We start from the raw sequence: 15,534 nt of genomic DNA, 5'->3' as shown, positions 1-15,534 counted from the left end.
ACAACTCCTATAATGTACATGAAAATTATCTAACTTTAAATTCGGGTGAGTTAGAAGGTATTAAACCAGATATGGGCGTAATAAACAGTTTGGGAATTGTTGGTATTATTGAAAACACTTCTCCTAATTACGCTACTGTCATTAGTATCTTAAACAAAAAATCACAAATCAATGCCAAAATCAAGAAATCAAATCATTTTGGTTCTTTAATTTGGAACGGTAAAAGTACCGGATTCGTTCAATTGGTCGATGTACCACGATTAGCTGCAATTCGAAAAGGAGATACCATTGTTACTGGTGGACAATCTGTAATTTTTCCAGAAAATATCAATATTGGAACAATTGACAAGATAGAAATAGACAATCAAACAAATTATTACACGATAACTGTGAGACTGTTTAATGACATGACTAACTTAGGCCATGTGTATATCATCAAAAATAAAGATCGAGAAGAGATTACTAATTTAGAAAAAAAGGGTAAAGATGAATAGCGCATTGTTAGTCAATATTTTTCGATTTATTCTATTATTAGCATTTCAAATTATCATATTCAACAATATGAATTTTTTGGGCTACATCAGTCCCTTTCCATATTTATTATTCATCATACTGTATCCTGTCAATGGGAACAAGACAGGTCTTGTGGTAGCTAGTTTTTTACTCGGTATTATGATGGATATGTTCAGTAATTCAGGAGGGATACATGCAACTGCCTGTTTGCTCCTAGCCTATTTTAGAACATCTATTTTTAAATTCTCATTTGGTTTAAGTTATGAGTATCAAACGGTAAAATTAAATGACGTATTAACCCCTGAGCGGTTCTCGTTTATTTTACTATCAATAGTCATACATCATTTTACACTATTTTTATTAGAAGCTTTCCAGTTTAGCCTAATTTTTGATGTATTACTCAGAACTGTATTGAGCACTGTTTTTACACTAATTATTTGTATTATTATCATTTACCTTATTAAGCCAAACAAAAGATGAGAAAAGTCTTGTTGCCTTCTTTAATCATTCTAGCAACCTCTTTGCTTGTGGTTCGCATCTTTTATTTGCAAATTGTTGACGATACTTTAAAGCTAAAGTCCGAAAACAACGCCATTAAAAAAAAATACGATTATCCAGAACGCGGTTACATTTATGACAGAAAAGGAAAGCTATTGGTTGCCAATCAAGCTTCCTATGACATTATGGTTATTCCTCGAGAGGTAAAAAATACAGATACTTTAGAATTCTGTCAACTATTAAACATCACCAAAGAAGATTTTATAAAAAAAATAGAGAAAGCTACGGTTTACAGTCCGCGATTACCTTCTGTTTTTTTACCACAATTGAATAAAAGCGAATTTGCTGCTTTTCAAGAAAAAATAAGAAAGTATGAAGGCTTCTATTTTCAAAAACGTTCCTTACGTGACTACGAAGTGGCTTTTGGTGCAAATGTGTTTGGATTTATCACTCAAGTAAATGAAAAGCTGGTTGCTAAAAATCCGTATTACAATAGTGGCGACTTAATAGGAAGACAGGGAGTTGAAGAAAGTTACGAAGATCTTTTACGCGGAATTAAAGGCGTCAAATACATTCAAAAAGATAAATTTAACCGTGAAATAGGTTCCTATAAAAATGGAAAATACGACACCATTGCGGTACAAGGAGAAGATATCAATCTAACTCTAGATGCCGAACTCCAAAAATACGGTGAAGAATTAATGATCAACAAAAGAGGTGGGATTGTTGCCATTGAACCAAGTAGTGGTGAAATATTGGCATTAGTCACCGCTCCATCCTATGATCCAGGAATACTAGTTGGAAGACAGCGCTCTAAAAACTATACCCAATTATACCGCGACTCCATAGCAAAACCGTTGTATGATCGTGGATTACTTGCCGAGTATCCTCCAGGATCTCCATTTAAAATACTTACTGGTCTTATAGCATTGCAGGAAGGTGTAGTCGATGAGCAGACCACTTTCTTCTGCAACGGTGGATTTAGTTATGGCCGAGGTCGTTTTCAAAAATGCCACTGCAAATCATTTGGACCACTACAATTACACAATGGAATTTACAAATCGTGTAACGCTTATTTCTCGAATGCCTATTTGAAAACAATTGGCAAATATGCTAAACCTGCTATTTCAGTAGACATTTGGTCCAATCACGTAAAAAGTTTTGGTCTGGGTCAATTTATGGGTTATGATTTACCTACAGGTAAAAAAGGGAACATCCCAGATTCAAAAACATATAAAAAAGTGTATCCTAATGGTGGTTGGCGAGGAACAACGATCATATCTAATGCTATTGGTCAAGGAGAGGTACTGATGACACCTATCCAATTAGCAAACATGATGGCAACGGTCGCTAATGAAGGCTATTATTACACCCCTCATATTATCAAAAGAATAGAAGGTCATAAAATTGATGAAAAATTCACAACTAAACACGTTACCACTATTGATAAAAAACATTTCAAACCCATGATTAGCGGCTTGTTTGATGTGTATAACTTAGGAACAGCAAGTGCACTGCGAGTGGATGGTATTACTATTTGTGGGAAAACTGGAACCGCAGAAAATTATGCCAAAATTGGTGGGATGCGCGTAAAAATGGAGGATCATTCTATCTTTGTCGCTTTTGCACCAATGGAAAATCCAAAAATTGCCATTGCTGTAATGATTGAAAATGGTGGATTCGGGTCTGCAATTGCTGGACCTATTGCCAGTTTACTAATTGAAAAATACCTTCGTCAAAAAATAACTAGAGTTGATCTAGAAAAAAGAGTACTTGCAACAAGTTTACAAAGCCGTTATGCTAAATTAGGAGGATTGTCAGAGGCCATAAAATTACAACTACGCATTGCTGACTCACTCCAAAAAAAGAAAACAGCAATTCCTGCAGTCAAAGCAAAAATAGACACTACTAAAACGAACAAACAAGCCATTTAAATAAAATGAAAAACCAAAGCATAGCCAATAATATTGACTGGATAAGCATTATAATCTATGCTTTATTGGTTATTTTGGGATGGCTCAACATCTATTCCTCGTCACTCTCTTCCATGGAGGATACCTATGAAAAACAATTAATTTTTATTGTATTAACCATACCTTTAATATTTATTGTTTTGTCTGTTGATGGGAAATTTTATGAAAAATACGCTACAATTATATTTGGACTATCCCTGCTAACACTGGCAGGACTATTCTTATTTGGAAAAACGATTGCAGGACAGCGCTGCTGGTATGCAATAGGAAGTTTTACCATACAACCGTCTGAATTTGCGAAAGCAGCAACATCATTAGCATTAGCAAAATTTCTAAGTGATACACAAATAAATCTCAAAGAAACGAATAGGCAAGTACAAGCACTTGCTATCCTTTTATTACCAGTTTTACTTATACTACCACAACCAGATCCAGGAAGTGCTTTAATTTATAGTATATTCATTATCGTTTTATATCGCGAAGGACTTCCGTCCTGGTATGTTTGGACTGGGTTTATCACCGTACTATTATTTGTTTTAACCTTAATTCTGGAACCACAATATGTAATATTATCTGCCTTACTTGTTTTAGTATTAGTGCATTTTAAATCCCGATTAGCGGATAGAAACATAGTAGTTAGCAGTATTCTTTTGGTCCTAATATCAGGATTTGTATTTTCTGTAGATTATATTTTTGATAACGTTTTCAAGCAACATCATAGAGACCGATTTAACATCCTATTGGGGAAATCTGTAGATATGAGTGGATCGGGATACAATACCAATCAATCTGAAATAGCTATTGGATCAGGCGGATGGTTAGGGAAAGGGTTCCTCGAGGGCACACAAACCAAAGGAGGATTTGTTCCAGAACAACACACCGATTATATCTTTACTACAGTAGGCGAAGAATGGGGTTTTGCTGGTTCCTTAGTTGTAATGGCGCTATTTGCAGGATTGTTACTCAGAATAATTTACTTAGCAGAACGACAAAAAACAAAATTCAGTAGGGTTTATGGCTACTGTGTTGCAGGAATTTTATTTACCCATTTCTTTGTAAATATTGCCATGGTTTCAGGCATCTTCCCAACTATTGGAGTTCCACTTCCATTTTTCTCTTACGGAGGGTCTGGACTTTGGGGCTTTACAATTTTACTATTTATTTTTATCAAAATGGATGCAAATAAAGTAAACGAATGGTAAAAATTAGCTCTTTAAAACACAAAAAATGCGATTAGGGTATGAACAAACGCTTACTACTGAACGCTAAAAACTAAAACTAGATTACTCAAAACTCCAGTTTTTATAACTACTTCCTTTTTCTAATGTACTTTCGAGTACGTCATTCAATTTTGGAAAAAAATTAATACCCGTTACTTTTTCGATAGCATCTACCGATACCACAAATTGATATAAAGGTGCGTTACTTTCTTTATTGGGGATTAAAAACCCTATCATCATGCAATTTTTTTCTGATTTGCTGAGCACTATTTTATAAAACAGTTTAGGAACAGCCACTTTCTCTTTACCAATAGTTGCCAAATTAGGTTCTAAAACACCACCTGTCACCACATAAAGACCATCATATTTAACTGCCCAATACCTCACTTTCTGCTCTAACCTATTCCATACTCCATTATTAAAATTATGCTCTTGCGGTGCAATGTTGGACGTCAAAAAAGTATCATTATATCCATTTACATCAAATTCCATATCACCCGCTGGACAAAGATGTCCTTTATCAAATGATGACTTTTTATAATTTCTCCAGTCAGCAGAACCAGTCTTAACTTTGATGTCTTTAATAAAAAAAGGGCGTTTGAAATTATTGTTTTTAACATAGCTACTTTTCAACTCATAGGCAACCCATTCTGCTTGTTCATACTCTTCATTATAGGATAAAGAATAATACTGATGATTTACTATTTGATTGGTGGTAGATACAGGCAAAAAATCAAAAACTAACGCTCTTGTTGTTGCTCTATCTGTTTTAGGTTCGACAAGCGCGCTACTATCAATAGTGAAAGGGCGACCGCTACTCACATTATCTTTTGACAGATTTGTTACTTCCTCCTTTTTGCAAGAGGATATGAATAAAACAATACTGCTAAAAATAACTGCGCTACCAAAAGACTTCCATTTCATATTTGATTCTATTAATTATTTCTATTATAAATACGCATATCACATTAAGAATTACTGTCAATTTCTCAAAAACCAACCTTCAATTTCATTTTTAATACTATCAATTTACTTATTTAAAAAGTTTATTTATCCTAATTTCAAAATAAAAACGCTCCATAAATTCTCAGTGAATTTATGGAGCGTTTTGCTTTACTAAATGTTATATCTTACTAAACAATGCCTATTTATGATTTAGCCAATTTATCCTTTTTAATTTTAACTGGTATATCTTTTGCAGACATTGATCTTGGTTGCAAATCATCCAAAACATTTATTGCTTCCTCCATATAAATATCTTTTGACAAAGCCTCATGCCAACTGTCTCTTTTTTCTTTTAATGAGGCATCTTTACTCATAGCCTCCATTTCATTTGGTAAAGAAGAAAAACTCAATGTGCTTTTATAGTTTACAAGTGGTTTGTATTTTTTAGCTTTCTCTTCAATATCCGCTTGAGCAACTTTAAATTTATCGATGTTTAGGCTATACACATTCTCTTCACTTCTACTATCAATCCATTTTGCATTTTCTTCAATTAATTGGAAGTTTGGATTAATACTAATTCTATTCTTACTATTTGTAATGGCTTGATTAAAATTAGAATTGTTGTTCCAAATAGTATAATCAGTAGGATCAATTTTATCCCAAGGCATAGCATTATCAATATCACGTTCCCCCATTTTTAAATAAGTATAACGATCTGGCATAACAATATCACTGCTTACTCCTTCTAATTGTGTAGACCCACCATTTATTCTATAAAATTTTTGAGTAGTCGTTTTAATAGCTCCAAGGTCGCCTACTGCATTGCTTCTTACAAACTGATTTAAATCAATTACATTTTGAACCGTACCTTTACCGTAAGTTTGTTTACTACCAATGATTATACCTCTTTTATAATCTTGTATGGCTGCTGCGAGAATTTCTGATGCTGATGCTGAAAAACTATTCACCATAATCACTAAAGGACCATCCCACTCAATTTTTTTGTCTCGATCATACAGCACCTCTTTTCTAATACCCGCAGATTTTATTTGAACAATAGGACCTTGTTCAATGAATAATCCAGCAATATCAACAACTGTTGACAACGATCCACCACCATCATCGCGTACGTCAAGAACAATACCGTTGACTCCAGCTTTTTTCAATCGACTCACTTCTAATGCGATATCTTTACCTGCATCTCTACCGTCTTTATTTTCAAAATCAATGTAGAATTTTGGTAAATAAATGACGCCATACTTTAATCCGTTCTTGTTTACAATACTAGACTTAGCATACGTTTCCTCAATTTCAACGATGTCTCTAATGATAGAAATAATTTTAATAGTGCCATCTACTTTTTTAACCGTAAGACGCACTTCAGAACCTTTTGGTCCTTTAATTTTCTTTACAACATCATCCAGACGCATTCCAACTACATCAACTGCTTCGCTTTTGCCTTGAGCAACTTTCATAATTAAATCTCCAGCTTCTAACTCTTTTCCTCTCCAGGCTGGACCGCCTGAAATAAGTTCAGAAATCTCTGTAAGATCATTCTTTTTTTGTAAACGAGCACCAATTCCTTCAAGTTTACCGCTAATACTTACATCGAAACGTTCTTTCTCTTCTGCTGCAAAATAATTTGTATGCGGATCAAAACGAGCGGTTATGGAATTAATGTATACTGAAAACCAATCATTTCTATCTAAATCTTTGATAAAACCAAAATATTCATCAAGTGCTTTTTTAGAACTTTCTCTAGTTTCTTTTTCTAAAGCATAATAAGACTTCGTTTGATACGTGGGGTCATTTTTCTTTTTGTCTTGTTCAAGCTTTTGCTTATCAACTAGGGAAGAAAGTGTCGATAATTTAATTTGCTTGCGCCACTTGTCATTAAGCTCTGCTGCGTTTTTAGAATACGGCGCTTTTTCGTAATCTATGTTAAAACTTTCATCAACAGCATAATCAAAAGGCTTGCTTAATACACTATTGTAAATTCTAGTACTTTCTTCCATACGTTTCACCAAACGGTCGTACGTTAGATTGAAAAAACTCAAATCTTTATTCAACAACTGATTGTCTAATTGTAGTTCATATTTTGAAAATTCATCGATATCCGATTGCAAAAAGAAACGTTTAGAAGGATCTAAAGCTTGAATATAATCTTTATAAATACCTTTAGAAAAGGCATCATCAATAGTCGATGGACTGTAATGTCCTTTCTCTATAACAAAAGTCAACAACTCTAATAGCAACTTATCTTTTTCTGGATCTGTTGTCTTTGCACCATTCATTTTGAATGCAAATAGTGTAACCGATAGGCCTAAAACAACTAGAAGTATTTTATAATTTCTTTTCATAAAGGTAACAATAGTATTCATGAATTTTTTTATCTAAAGTACAGTAAAAACTGTGCCAACGGTGGCATAACTCGCATAAATTTTTGTTAAAGATATAAAAATGTTCTTTCCTTTTAACTTAAATAAAACAACATTAACTATTTTTATTTTTTGTTTATAAATTCAGATACATGTAGTTACATTTGTCTTACAAAAAATAAATATACTATCTCTTTTTGAACTCTTAATGATGAAAAAAAACAAACCTTTAATTTTGATTACCAATGATGACGGTATTGCTGCACCAGGAATACGTGCTTTAATCGAAGTTATGTCCGAAATTGGCGAAATCGTAGTGGTAGCACCAGACAAACCACAAAGCGCTATGGGACACGCCATTACTATAAATAGTACATTATATCTCAATAAAATCTCAAAAGAGACTGATCCTTTTTTAGAATACAGTTGCTCTGGAACACCGGTTGACTGTGTAAAACTTGCTGTAAATGAAATCCTAAAGCGCAAACCGGATCTTTGCGTTTCTGGAGTAAACCACGGATCCAATTCCTCTATAAATGTGATCTATTCTGGAACAATGAGCGCAGCCGTTGAAGCAGGCATAGAAGGAATTCCTGCTATTGGTTTCTCATTATTGGATTATGACTGGAACGCCGATTTTGAAACCATAAAATCTTTTATCCGAAAAATAACTTTAGAAGTTTTACAAAACGGGCTGCCTAATGGTGTCGTTTTGAATGTGAATTTTCCTAAGTTAAAAGAATCAGAAATTAAAGGAATCAGAATTTGTCGTCAAGCTAAAGCGCTTTGGGTAGAGAAATTTGACAAGCGAAAAACACCTCAAGGAAAAGACTATTACTGGCTTGCAGGAGAATTTGTAAACCAAGACAAGGGAGAAGATACCGATGAATGGGCGCTACAAAATGATTTCATATCGGTTGTACCCGTGCAATTTGACTTGACGGCCCATCACACGATACAAGAACTTAACACTTGGAAATGGAATGAATAAAAAAGACTTGTTTTTTGGGTTTATCCTAGGATTTGTTACAACCTTATTGGGTAGTTATATTTTTATAACTCTTTTCACTGACTTTACTTTTACAGCCGGAATCCAAATCATGCATTCGCAAGGAAAGCTTGGTAAAATCATAACCTTGGGAACCATTTTGACACTAATAACTTTCGGAGTTTTGCTAAAATTAAATAGAGAAACAATGGCACGAGGTGTTGTTTTAGCAGTGATAACGATGACTTTTTTAACCCTATTTATTTAAGAAATAATATAAGTTTATCTTTGCGATTGCAAAATAACGATACAAAAACAAAAACGTGACTGGTTTGTTATCCTACTCATAAATTCCTAATCAATAAAGCATGAAATATTATATTATCGCAGGTGAAGCGTCTGGAGATTTGCACGGTTCAAATTTGATGAAAGAATTATACAAAAAAGATCTCAATGCCAACATTCGATTTTGGGGTGGAGACTTGATGAAAAATGAAGGCGGCACTCTTGTTAAGCACTATCGAGAGTTGGCATTTATGGGTTTCATCGAAGTGATTTTTAATTTAAAAACGATCTTAAATAATATCACAATATGTAAAAAAGACATTCTAGAGTTTCAGCCTGATGTATTAATTTTTATCGATTATCCTGGTTTTAATATGCGCATTGCAAAATGGGCTAAAGCATTAGGAATGAAAACACATTATTATATTTCTCCACAAATCTGGGCATGGAAAGAAAGTAGAATAAGCGCTATCAAACGGGATATTGATAAAATGTACGTGATTTTGCCTTTCGAAAAACAATTTTACGAAGACAAACACCACTTTCCTGTTGCGTTCGTTGGACATCCGCTCATCGATGCTATTCAAAATCAGCCTGCAATCGATGCCACTACTTTTAGAAGAGAAAATCAGTTGGATCAAAAACCAATAATCGCCATTTTACCAGGAAGCCGAAAACAAGAAATTACAAAAATGCTTTCTGTAATGCTAAGCGTTGTTAATGATTTTCCTGCTTACCAATTTGTAATTGCTGGCGCTCCAAGTCAAGAATTTAATTTTTATAAAGATTTTATTTCGCAGGAAAACATAAAATTCATCTCCAATAAAACATACGATTTATTACGAAATTCAACTGCAGCATTAGTTACCTCTGGGACTGCAACTCTAGAGACGGCACTTTTTAAAGTTCCAGAAGTTGTATGTTACAAAGGCAGTTGGGCCTCCTACCAAATTGCGAAACGAATCATTACACTCAAATACATTTCATTAGTAAATTTAATAATGGATGAAGAGGTGGTCACAGAATTAATTCAAGAAGAATGCACCACAAAACGCATTAGAGAAGAATTGACAAAAATACTAGAAGTAAACCATAGGAATACGCTTTTAGAAAAATATGCGTTATTAGAAAATAAATTAGGCGGAATTGGTGCGAGTGAAAAAACAGCTGCATTGATTATTAATGATTTACAATAACACGTTTCTATTCATCAAAAAAAACTCTTTTGAAACATTTTACAGGCTTACTACTAGTTCTTATTTTTTTCTCGGCTTGTAAATCGAGTAGTCCAATAGTCACCTCTAAAAAAACAGAACTCAAAAATGAAAAAATAGTAAAGGGAGCCAAAAGAAAAACTAATCGGCAAGCCGAAGAACTTGTTGAAAAAGCGAGTGAAAATCTAGGAGCAAAATACAAGTATGGTGGCACAACCGCTGCAGGTTTTGATTGTTCAGGTTTGGTTTACCACGTTTTCGAACTGCAAAATATAACATTGCCTCGTAACTCTTATCTGCAATCATTAGTAGGCACCGTTTTAGATCCAAATCGGGATGAAATTCAAAAAGGAGACTTAATTTTTTTTAAAACCAACAATAAATCACAAATAAACCACGTGGGAATTGTTATTGAAGCTACTGATATTGAGATAAAATTTATTCATTCCTCTACTTCAAAAGGTGTAATTATTTCCTCTACAAAAGAACCGTATTACAAAAAAACTTTTGCGCAATTGAATCGAATCCTTTAAAACAAGGAAATTCATAAACCACACATAAAATACAAAGTTGTTTCTTACTAAAAATGCGTACTTTAGATACATGAAAGTACTCCATTTTCCGTTGACAAGAATAACATTAGGTTTTGTAATAGGCATCCTTTATGCCAATTACGTTCCCCTACAGGACTTTGTGTATTATTTTTTACTAGCCACATCCATAAGCGCTTTTGGAGTATTATTCCTTTTGTTTAAAAAAAATAGTCGGTATACTTTTTACTTTGGTCTATCCACTTACGTACTCTCTTTTATAATCGGAATTTCAACACAAATAATTCATACCCATCGCTACCAAAAAAGCAACTACATCCACAATACTACAATATTTGAAAAACCGAGTCCCATATCCCTCACTATTCGTGAAAAACTGAAAAGTAATGCCTTTAGTGATCGCTACATAGCAGAGATTAACACTATAGGTAAAGAAAGGCAAACGGGGAGGATTATTTTGAACATACAAAAGGACAGTTTGCATCGAAAATTCGAAATTGGAACACCATTACTAATTAAATCTGTTTTGTCTAAAAATAGGCCTCCTAACAATCCATATCAGTTTAATTACAGCAAATATCTAGAAAATAAACAAATTTATGCGCAATTGTATGCTGATGCACTTGATATAAAAATTGGTTCAGAAATTAAGAAAGACATTTGGTATTATTCCTCAAAATTAAGAGCACGAATCATTCATAATTTAGAAAAAAATAACTTCCATAAAACAGAATTAAACGTTGCAGTAGCTTTAATAATGGGACAACAACAAGATATTGACCCAGATATTATTCGGGATTACCAATATGCTGGTGCCGTACATATTTTATCCGTGTCAGGATTACATATTGGCTTTATTTTAATTTTTGCAACTTTTATATTAAGACCCATTCCTAATACAAAACGCGGCTCTTTTATTAAATTACTAATTATTCTGTGTTGCTTGTTCACTTTTGGGATTCTTGCAGGTTTAGCACCCTCCGTTGTTCGATCCGTGACTATGTTTTCATTTGTGGCCATAGGAAATCATTTACGTCGTAGCGATAATATTTACCATACTTTAATTGTCTCCATGTTATTGATTTTGCTTTTCGAACCATCGTTCCTTTTTGATGTGGGTTTTCAATTAAGCTATTTGGCCTTGTTCTTTATCATTTGGCTGCAACCGCTATTAGCCTCGATTTGGATACCGCAACATAAAATTACAAAATACATTTGGGACATTCTTACTGTTTCATTCGCAGCACAATTAGGAACACTACCGCTAAGTATTTATTACTTTCATCAATTTCCCGGACTATTTTTTATCACCAACCTCGTGGTAATTCCGCTATTAAGTATTATAATGATTTTGGGTGTTGTAGTGATTACTTTAGCAGCGTTAAACAGCATTCCTTTGTTCCTCTCTCAATTATTAGAACAAAGCATATTTTACTTGAATAAAATTATCAATTCAATTGCATCTTTTGAACAATTTATAATTCATGATATCCCTTTGCATTATTCTGTGATGGTGGGCAGTTACTTTGTCATTACAACTGTTATCGTTTGGATAAAAAAACCCACTTTTAACAAACTAGCGTTAATGCTAATTGCTATCATTACAGTACAAATATGTTGCTTAAGCAAGCAGTGGGAAATACAAAATGAACAAGAATTGATTGTATTTAATGTCAAGAAGAACACTATTGTCACAGAGAGAAATGGGCAAAACATAACGGTTTATGCTACTGATAGCATCTTAAAAAACATTCAAAAAAACAACACAATAACCTCCTACCGTATAGGCAGTTTAAGTGTTATTGAAACGAAAAAAAAATTACAAAACTTTTTTTATTTTAACGGGAAAAGGATTTTCATTATTGACAGTTCAGGCATTTATCCAAAAAACATCAATCCAGATGTTGTCATATTAACCCATTCTACTAAAATAAATCTAGATCGTTTAATAATGACCCTACAGCCAAAAATAATTGTAGCTGATGCCTCCAATTACAAAACCATTCAAAAAGTATGGAAGTCAAGTTGCGAGAAAAAGAAAATCCCTTTTCACGCAACTGTTGAAAAGGGATTTTATAAATTACAGTAAAAATTATTCTTCAACAGGTCCAGCCAAAACTATTTTTGCATCAGCAATCCAAGATTTAACGCCTCCAGGTTTAACACCAATTTTACCTATTAATTCGTAATTAATTTTTTCCTTTCTAATTTTTGCCTTAGCAAAGCAAATTGTAGGCAATTCCTGCACTCCAAAAGCTTTTTTTAATGACGAACTACGTTCTAAAGATCCATTGGATTCGTCATCTGTTAAATCTAATTTTACCGCAACCACATTATCTCTAGCCCAAATAGCAAAATCTAATGTATTAAAAATTTGAGCAAACAATGGGCTTTTGCTGGAATTAGCATCTGTAAAGATCAAGAGCATAGGCTTGTTCTCTTTATTACTAATTGAAATAGCACTATCAACATCAGTAATCCAGTTAAAAACTTGAGCGTTCGAATTAAAAAAGATAAGTAATAAAAAAGGCAATAGTAGTTTAGTAGTCATAAGGGGTTGTTTTGGAATATTTTTCTAAAAATAACAAAAAACAAACACACCTGACAATTAAAATACAAAAACCTTCCGTATAATTTAAAAAATTAAGTAAATACCACTTTTATTTTTTAAGAAAGCCATTGGCAACAGCCAACCAAGCAGTGGGCCCGCCAGCTACATAACCGGTACTTCCAATGCCTTCAAAATTAACTTTACCCTCTTTGGTCGTAGCATTTGCCAATATAATGGTTGGAAACCCTTGAATTCCAAAAGCCATTTGCAATTCTTCATTTTGCTTTTTAATCTCAGGAGTTTGTGGGGCTCTTCTAGGATAATCCAACTCTACTAAAACCACATTATCCTTTGCCCAAGTAGCAAATTCTGGTGTTTTTAAAACCTCTTTTTGCAAACGAATACACCATCCGCACCAATCGCTACCCGTAAAAAATAACAATAACGGTTTCTTGGTTTCATTCGAAATTGCCATTGCCTTAGTGACATTGGTTTCCCAAACTAATTCTTGTGCTTCGGCGGCAAACGAGCCTGCAAACAATAACAAAGCAACTATTATTTTCTTCATATTTATAATTTTATTGATTCAAAATCAAAAATGATGCCTAAAATTTATCGAACCCCGTGCATCAATTTTTTAATAACCGGAGTCATCGCAACAGAAAATAAAGCAACTACAATAGAGATGATGGTCAACATCCAAAAGAAGTAACTCAATCCGTGTTCATTGGCAATTTTATCAATATTTTCTCCAAACATACCTGCTCCTTTCATACCGATTGCTACAGCTAAGTACCAAACACCAAACATAAAAGCAATCATACGAGCCGGAACTAATTTACTCACATAAGACAATCCTACAGGGGAAATACACAATTCAGCCATTGTATGAAACAGGTAAACTAGAATCAACCAAATCATACTTACAGAAGCAGTTTTCGCACCAGCTTCAATTCCGCTTGCACCAAAAGCAACACAAGCCATTCCAAGCGCTAATAACCCCATTCCAATTCCGTATTTTAAATTGGCTGAAGGATTGTATTTACTCTCCCACCATTTAGAAAATAACGGCGCTAAAGAAATAATAAATAAAGAGTTTAAAGTAGAAAACCAAGTAGCAGGAACTTCGGTCAATGCCGTTGTTACTTTATCAATTTTAAGTGCTTGCAACGTCTCATCAGACAAAGTTAAATATCCTGCCGTGTAATAATCTTTGGCTAACATCCAGATTGCAATTGCCCAAATTATAACAAAACTGATGCTCAAAATAATATTGGCAACAGCATACAACTTGAAAGTTTGCTTGAATAATAATATTAATACCCAAGTAATAATTACTAATGGTAAAATCGTAATCAAAGAATTCATTACCAAAAAAACTACACTCCAATTACCCGTTAAAACACGATCTGTATAATCACTCGCAAAAATGGTTAAACTATTTGGAGATTGTTCAAATATAGCCCAAAAGAAAATAGTTAAGAAAGCAAAAAATGTCACCGCAATTAATTTTTCTTTAGTGATTTTTGAGTACTGAGTAAAGCGATAAATTAAAAGAAGAATAAATACTACCAGTGCTGAAAGAATAGCAATAGCGTTACCATTTTCGCCCAAGAATGCAAAAACATTTACTTTACCACCTGATATTTTTGAAGCAGGATCGTTCAATAACCATAACAAAGCTAAAATAGAAGAGAAAGCAATTGCTGCTAATTGTATAGGAGAAAAAGGATTTCTTTTATCGGTATCCAAAGCTTCTGCTTTTGCTTTGCTTTCTTTATTGGGTTTCAAACCAATATCTCCAAAGATGTTTTGAGACAACCAAAACTGTAACATTCCAAAAAACATAAAGATTCCGGCTAAACCAAACCCGTATGTCCATCCTACTTTTTCACCTAAATAACCGCATAATAAAATCCCAAAGAACGCTCCAGCATTTACACCCATATAAAACAATGTATACGCACCATCTTTCTTTTCAGGACGATCTTTGTACATTTCAGATACAATAGAGGTCATGTTTGGTTTGAAAAAACCATTTCCAAAAACCAATAATACCAATCCTAGATAAATAGAAAATTCTGTTTCAACAGCCATAGCAGCATGACCTAAAGTCATCAAACTTGCACCCACAACTACTGCCCATCTAAAACCAATTACTTTATCTGCAAAATAACCACCCAACATAGTAGATAAATAAACCAAACCTACATACGATCCAAATAATGCAGAAGCATTTTCACGAGTCCATTCCCAACCACCATCTGTAAAGGAAGCGGTTAAAAATAATATCAATAAAGAACGCATTCCGTAGAATGAGAAACGTTCCCACATCTCTGTGAAAAACAAAACGAATAATCCCGCTGGATGTCCTAAAACGGTACTTTTAAAAAATTGATCTGTAGTATTTTGACTCAT

Annotated in this window: 14 protein-coding genes; 9 read left to right on the top strand and 5 right to left on the bottom strand. The window is 33.7% G+C overall.

The window, feature by feature from the left end; translation table 11 throughout:
- The 4 genes from mreC to rodA form a co-directional block, all read left to right on the top strand.
- On the top strand, positions 1 to 494 hold a 494-nt coding region (mreC, locus tag AC061C_RS08770; protein ID WP_478290853.1), incomplete at its 5' end, for a rod shape-determining protein MreC.
- Entirely contained in the window at positions 487 to 993 is a 507-nt protein-coding gene (locus tag AC061C_RS08765) for a rod shape-determining protein MreD (protein WP_417968934.1), read from the top strand. The genes mreC and AC061C_RS08765, both read left to right, overlap by 8 nt.
- Positions 990 to 2,945 (top strand): penicillin-binding protein 2, encoded by a 1,956-nt coding sequence (gene mrdA / locus AC061C_RS08760; protein WP_478290852.1) that lies wholly within the window; start codon positions 990 to 992, stop codon positions 2,943 to 2,945. The genes AC061C_RS08765 and mrdA overlap by 4 nt, the downstream gene beginning before the upstream one ends.
- 5 nt (positions 2,946 to 2,950) lie before the next feature.
- The gene (gene rodA / locus AC061C_RS08755; protein WP_478290851.1) at positions 2,951 to 4,186 is read left to right on the top strand and encodes a rod shape-determining protein RodA; all 1,236 of its coding nucleotides are present in this window, start codon (positions 2,951 to 2,953) and stop codon (positions 4,184 to 4,186) included.
- An 81-nt stretch (positions 4,187 to 4,267) separates the two neighbouring features.
- On the opposite strand, the gene AC061C_RS08750 is transcribed toward rodA, so the two are convergent.
- Together AC061C_RS08750 and AC061C_RS08745 are read right to left on the bottom strand one after the other, a co-directional pair.
- Positions 4,268 to 5,128, bottom strand: a complete 861-nt coding sequence (locus tag AC061C_RS08750) for a DNA/RNA non-specific endonuclease (RefSeq protein WP_478290850.1) — start codon at positions 5,126 to 5,128, stop codon at positions 4,268 to 4,270.
- A gap of 224 nt (positions 5,129 to 5,352) precedes the next feature.
- Positions 5,353 to 7,530 (bottom strand): carboxy terminal-processing peptidase, encoded by a 2,178-nt coding sequence (locus AC061C_RS08745; protein ID WP_478290849.1) that lies wholly within the window; start codon positions 7,528 to 7,530, stop codon positions 5,353 to 5,355.
- A 208-nt stretch (positions 7,531 to 7,738) separates the two neighbouring features.
- Here AC061C_RS08745 and surE point away from each other — a divergent pair, with 208 nt between their 5' ends.
- The 5 genes from surE to AC061C_RS08720 all read left to right on the top strand — a co-directional run bounded on the left by surE (position 7,739) and on the right by AC061C_RS08720 (position 12,654).
- Entirely contained in the window at positions 7,739 to 8,518 is a 780-nt protein-coding gene (gene surE / locus AC061C_RS08740; RefSeq protein ID WP_478290848.1) for a 5'/3'-nucleotidase SurE, read from the top strand.
- A complete protein-coding gene (locus AC061C_RS08735; RefSeq protein ID WP_478290847.1) occupies positions 8,511 to 8,783 on the top strand; it encodes a hypothetical protein in 273 nt (90 codons plus the stop codon). Before surE ends, AC061C_RS08735 begins: the two co-directional genes overlap by 8 nt.
- 100 nt (positions 8,784 to 8,883) lie before the next feature.
- On the top strand, positions 8,884 to 9,996 hold the full coding sequence (gene lpxB, locus AC061C_RS08730) for a lipid-A-disaccharide synthase (protein ID WP_478290846.1): 1,113 nt from the start codon (positions 8,884 to 8,886) through the stop codon (positions 9,994 to 9,996).
- A 29-nt stretch (positions 9,997 to 10,025) separates the two neighbouring features.
- Entirely contained in the window at positions 10,026 to 10,547 is a 522-nt protein-coding gene (locus AC061C_RS08725; protein ID WP_478290845.1) for a C40 family peptidase, read from the top strand.
- 70 nt (positions 10,548 to 10,617) lie between these two features.
- On the top strand, positions 10,618 to 12,654 hold the full coding sequence (locus AC061C_RS08720; protein WP_478290844.1) for a ComEC/Rec2 family competence protein: 2,037 nt from the start codon (positions 10,618 to 10,620) through the stop codon (positions 12,652 to 12,654).
- A gap of 3 nt (positions 12,655 to 12,657) precedes the next feature.
- Here the strand turns inward: AC061C_RS08720 and AC061C_RS08715 are convergent, their stop codons facing one another.
- The 3 genes from AC061C_RS08715 to AC061C_RS08705 all read right to left on the bottom strand — a co-directional run bounded on the left by AC061C_RS08715 (position 12,658) and on the right by AC061C_RS08705 (position 15,534).
- Positions 12,658 to 13,116, bottom strand: coding sequence for a thioredoxin family protein (locus AC061C_RS08715; RefSeq protein WP_478290843.1), 459 nt, complete (start codon positions 13,114 to 13,116; stop codon positions 12,658 to 12,660).
- Positions 13,117 to 13,225: 109 nt separating this feature from the next.
- Positions 13,226 to 13,684 carry a thioredoxin family protein gene (locus tag AC061C_RS08710; protein WP_478290842.1) on the bottom strand — a complete coding sequence of 153 codons (459 nt, stop codon included), beginning with the start codon at positions 13,682 to 13,684 and terminating at the stop codon, positions 13,226 to 13,228.
- Positions 13,685 to 13,728: 44 nt separating this feature from the next.
- Entirely contained in the window at positions 13,729 to 15,534 is a 1,806-nt protein-coding gene (locus AC061C_RS08705) for a peptide MFS transporter (RefSeq protein ID WP_417947870.1), read from the bottom strand.

It is taken from the genome of Flavobacterium sp. GNP010, assembly GCF_056428945.1.
Note: the sequence above shows the minus strand (reverse complement) of the source record. Positions and strands in the feature narration are given on the sequence as shown.

Excerpts from the sequence above, each read along its gene's own strand:
- AC061C_RS08735 (WP_478290847.1), top strand. The coding sequence starts at position 8,511 with ATGAATAAAAAAGACTTGTTTTTTGGGTTTATCCTAGGATTTGTTACA.
- AC061C_RS08745 (WP_478290849.1), bottom strand. The coding sequence starts at position 7,530 with ATGAATACTATTGTTACCTTTATGAAAAGAAATTATAAAATACTTCTA.
- AC061C_RS08720 (WP_478290844.1), top strand. The coding sequence starts at position 10,618 with ATGAAAGTACTCCATTTTCCGTTGACAAGAATAACATTAGGTTTTGTA.
- rodA (WP_478290851.1), top strand. The coding sequence starts at position 2,951 with ATGAAAAACCAAAGCATAGCCAATAATATTGACTGGATAAGCATTATA.
- AC061C_RS08705 (WP_417947870.1), bottom strand. The coding sequence starts at position 15,534 with ATGAGTCAAAATACTACAGATCAATTTTTTAAAAGTACCGTTTTAGGA.
- lpxB (WP_478290846.1), top strand. The coding sequence starts at position 8,884 with ATGAAATATTATATTATCGCAGGTGAAGCGTCTGGAGATTTGCACGGT.
- AC061C_RS08710 (WP_478290842.1), bottom strand. The coding sequence starts at position 13,684 with ATGAAGAAAATAATAGTTGCTTTGTTATTGTTTGCAGGCTCGTTTGCC.
- AC061C_RS08750 (WP_478290850.1), bottom strand. The coding sequence starts at position 5,128 with ATGAAATGGAAGTCTTTTGGTAGCGCAGTTATTTTTAGCAGTATTGTT.
- mrdA (WP_478290852.1), top strand. The coding sequence starts at position 990 with ATGAGAAAAGTCTTGTTGCCTTCTTTAATCATTCTAGCAACCTCTTTG.
- surE (WP_478290848.1), top strand. The coding sequence starts at position 7,739 with ATGAAAAAAAACAAACCTTTAATTTTGATTACCAATGATGACGGTATT.
- AC061C_RS08715 (WP_478290843.1), bottom strand. The coding sequence starts at position 13,116 with ATGACTACTAAACTACTATTGCCTTTTTTATTACTTATCTTTTTTAAT.
- AC061C_RS08765 (WP_417968934.1), top strand. The coding sequence starts at position 487 with ATGAATAGCGCATTGTTAGTCAATATTTTTCGATTTATTCTATTATTA.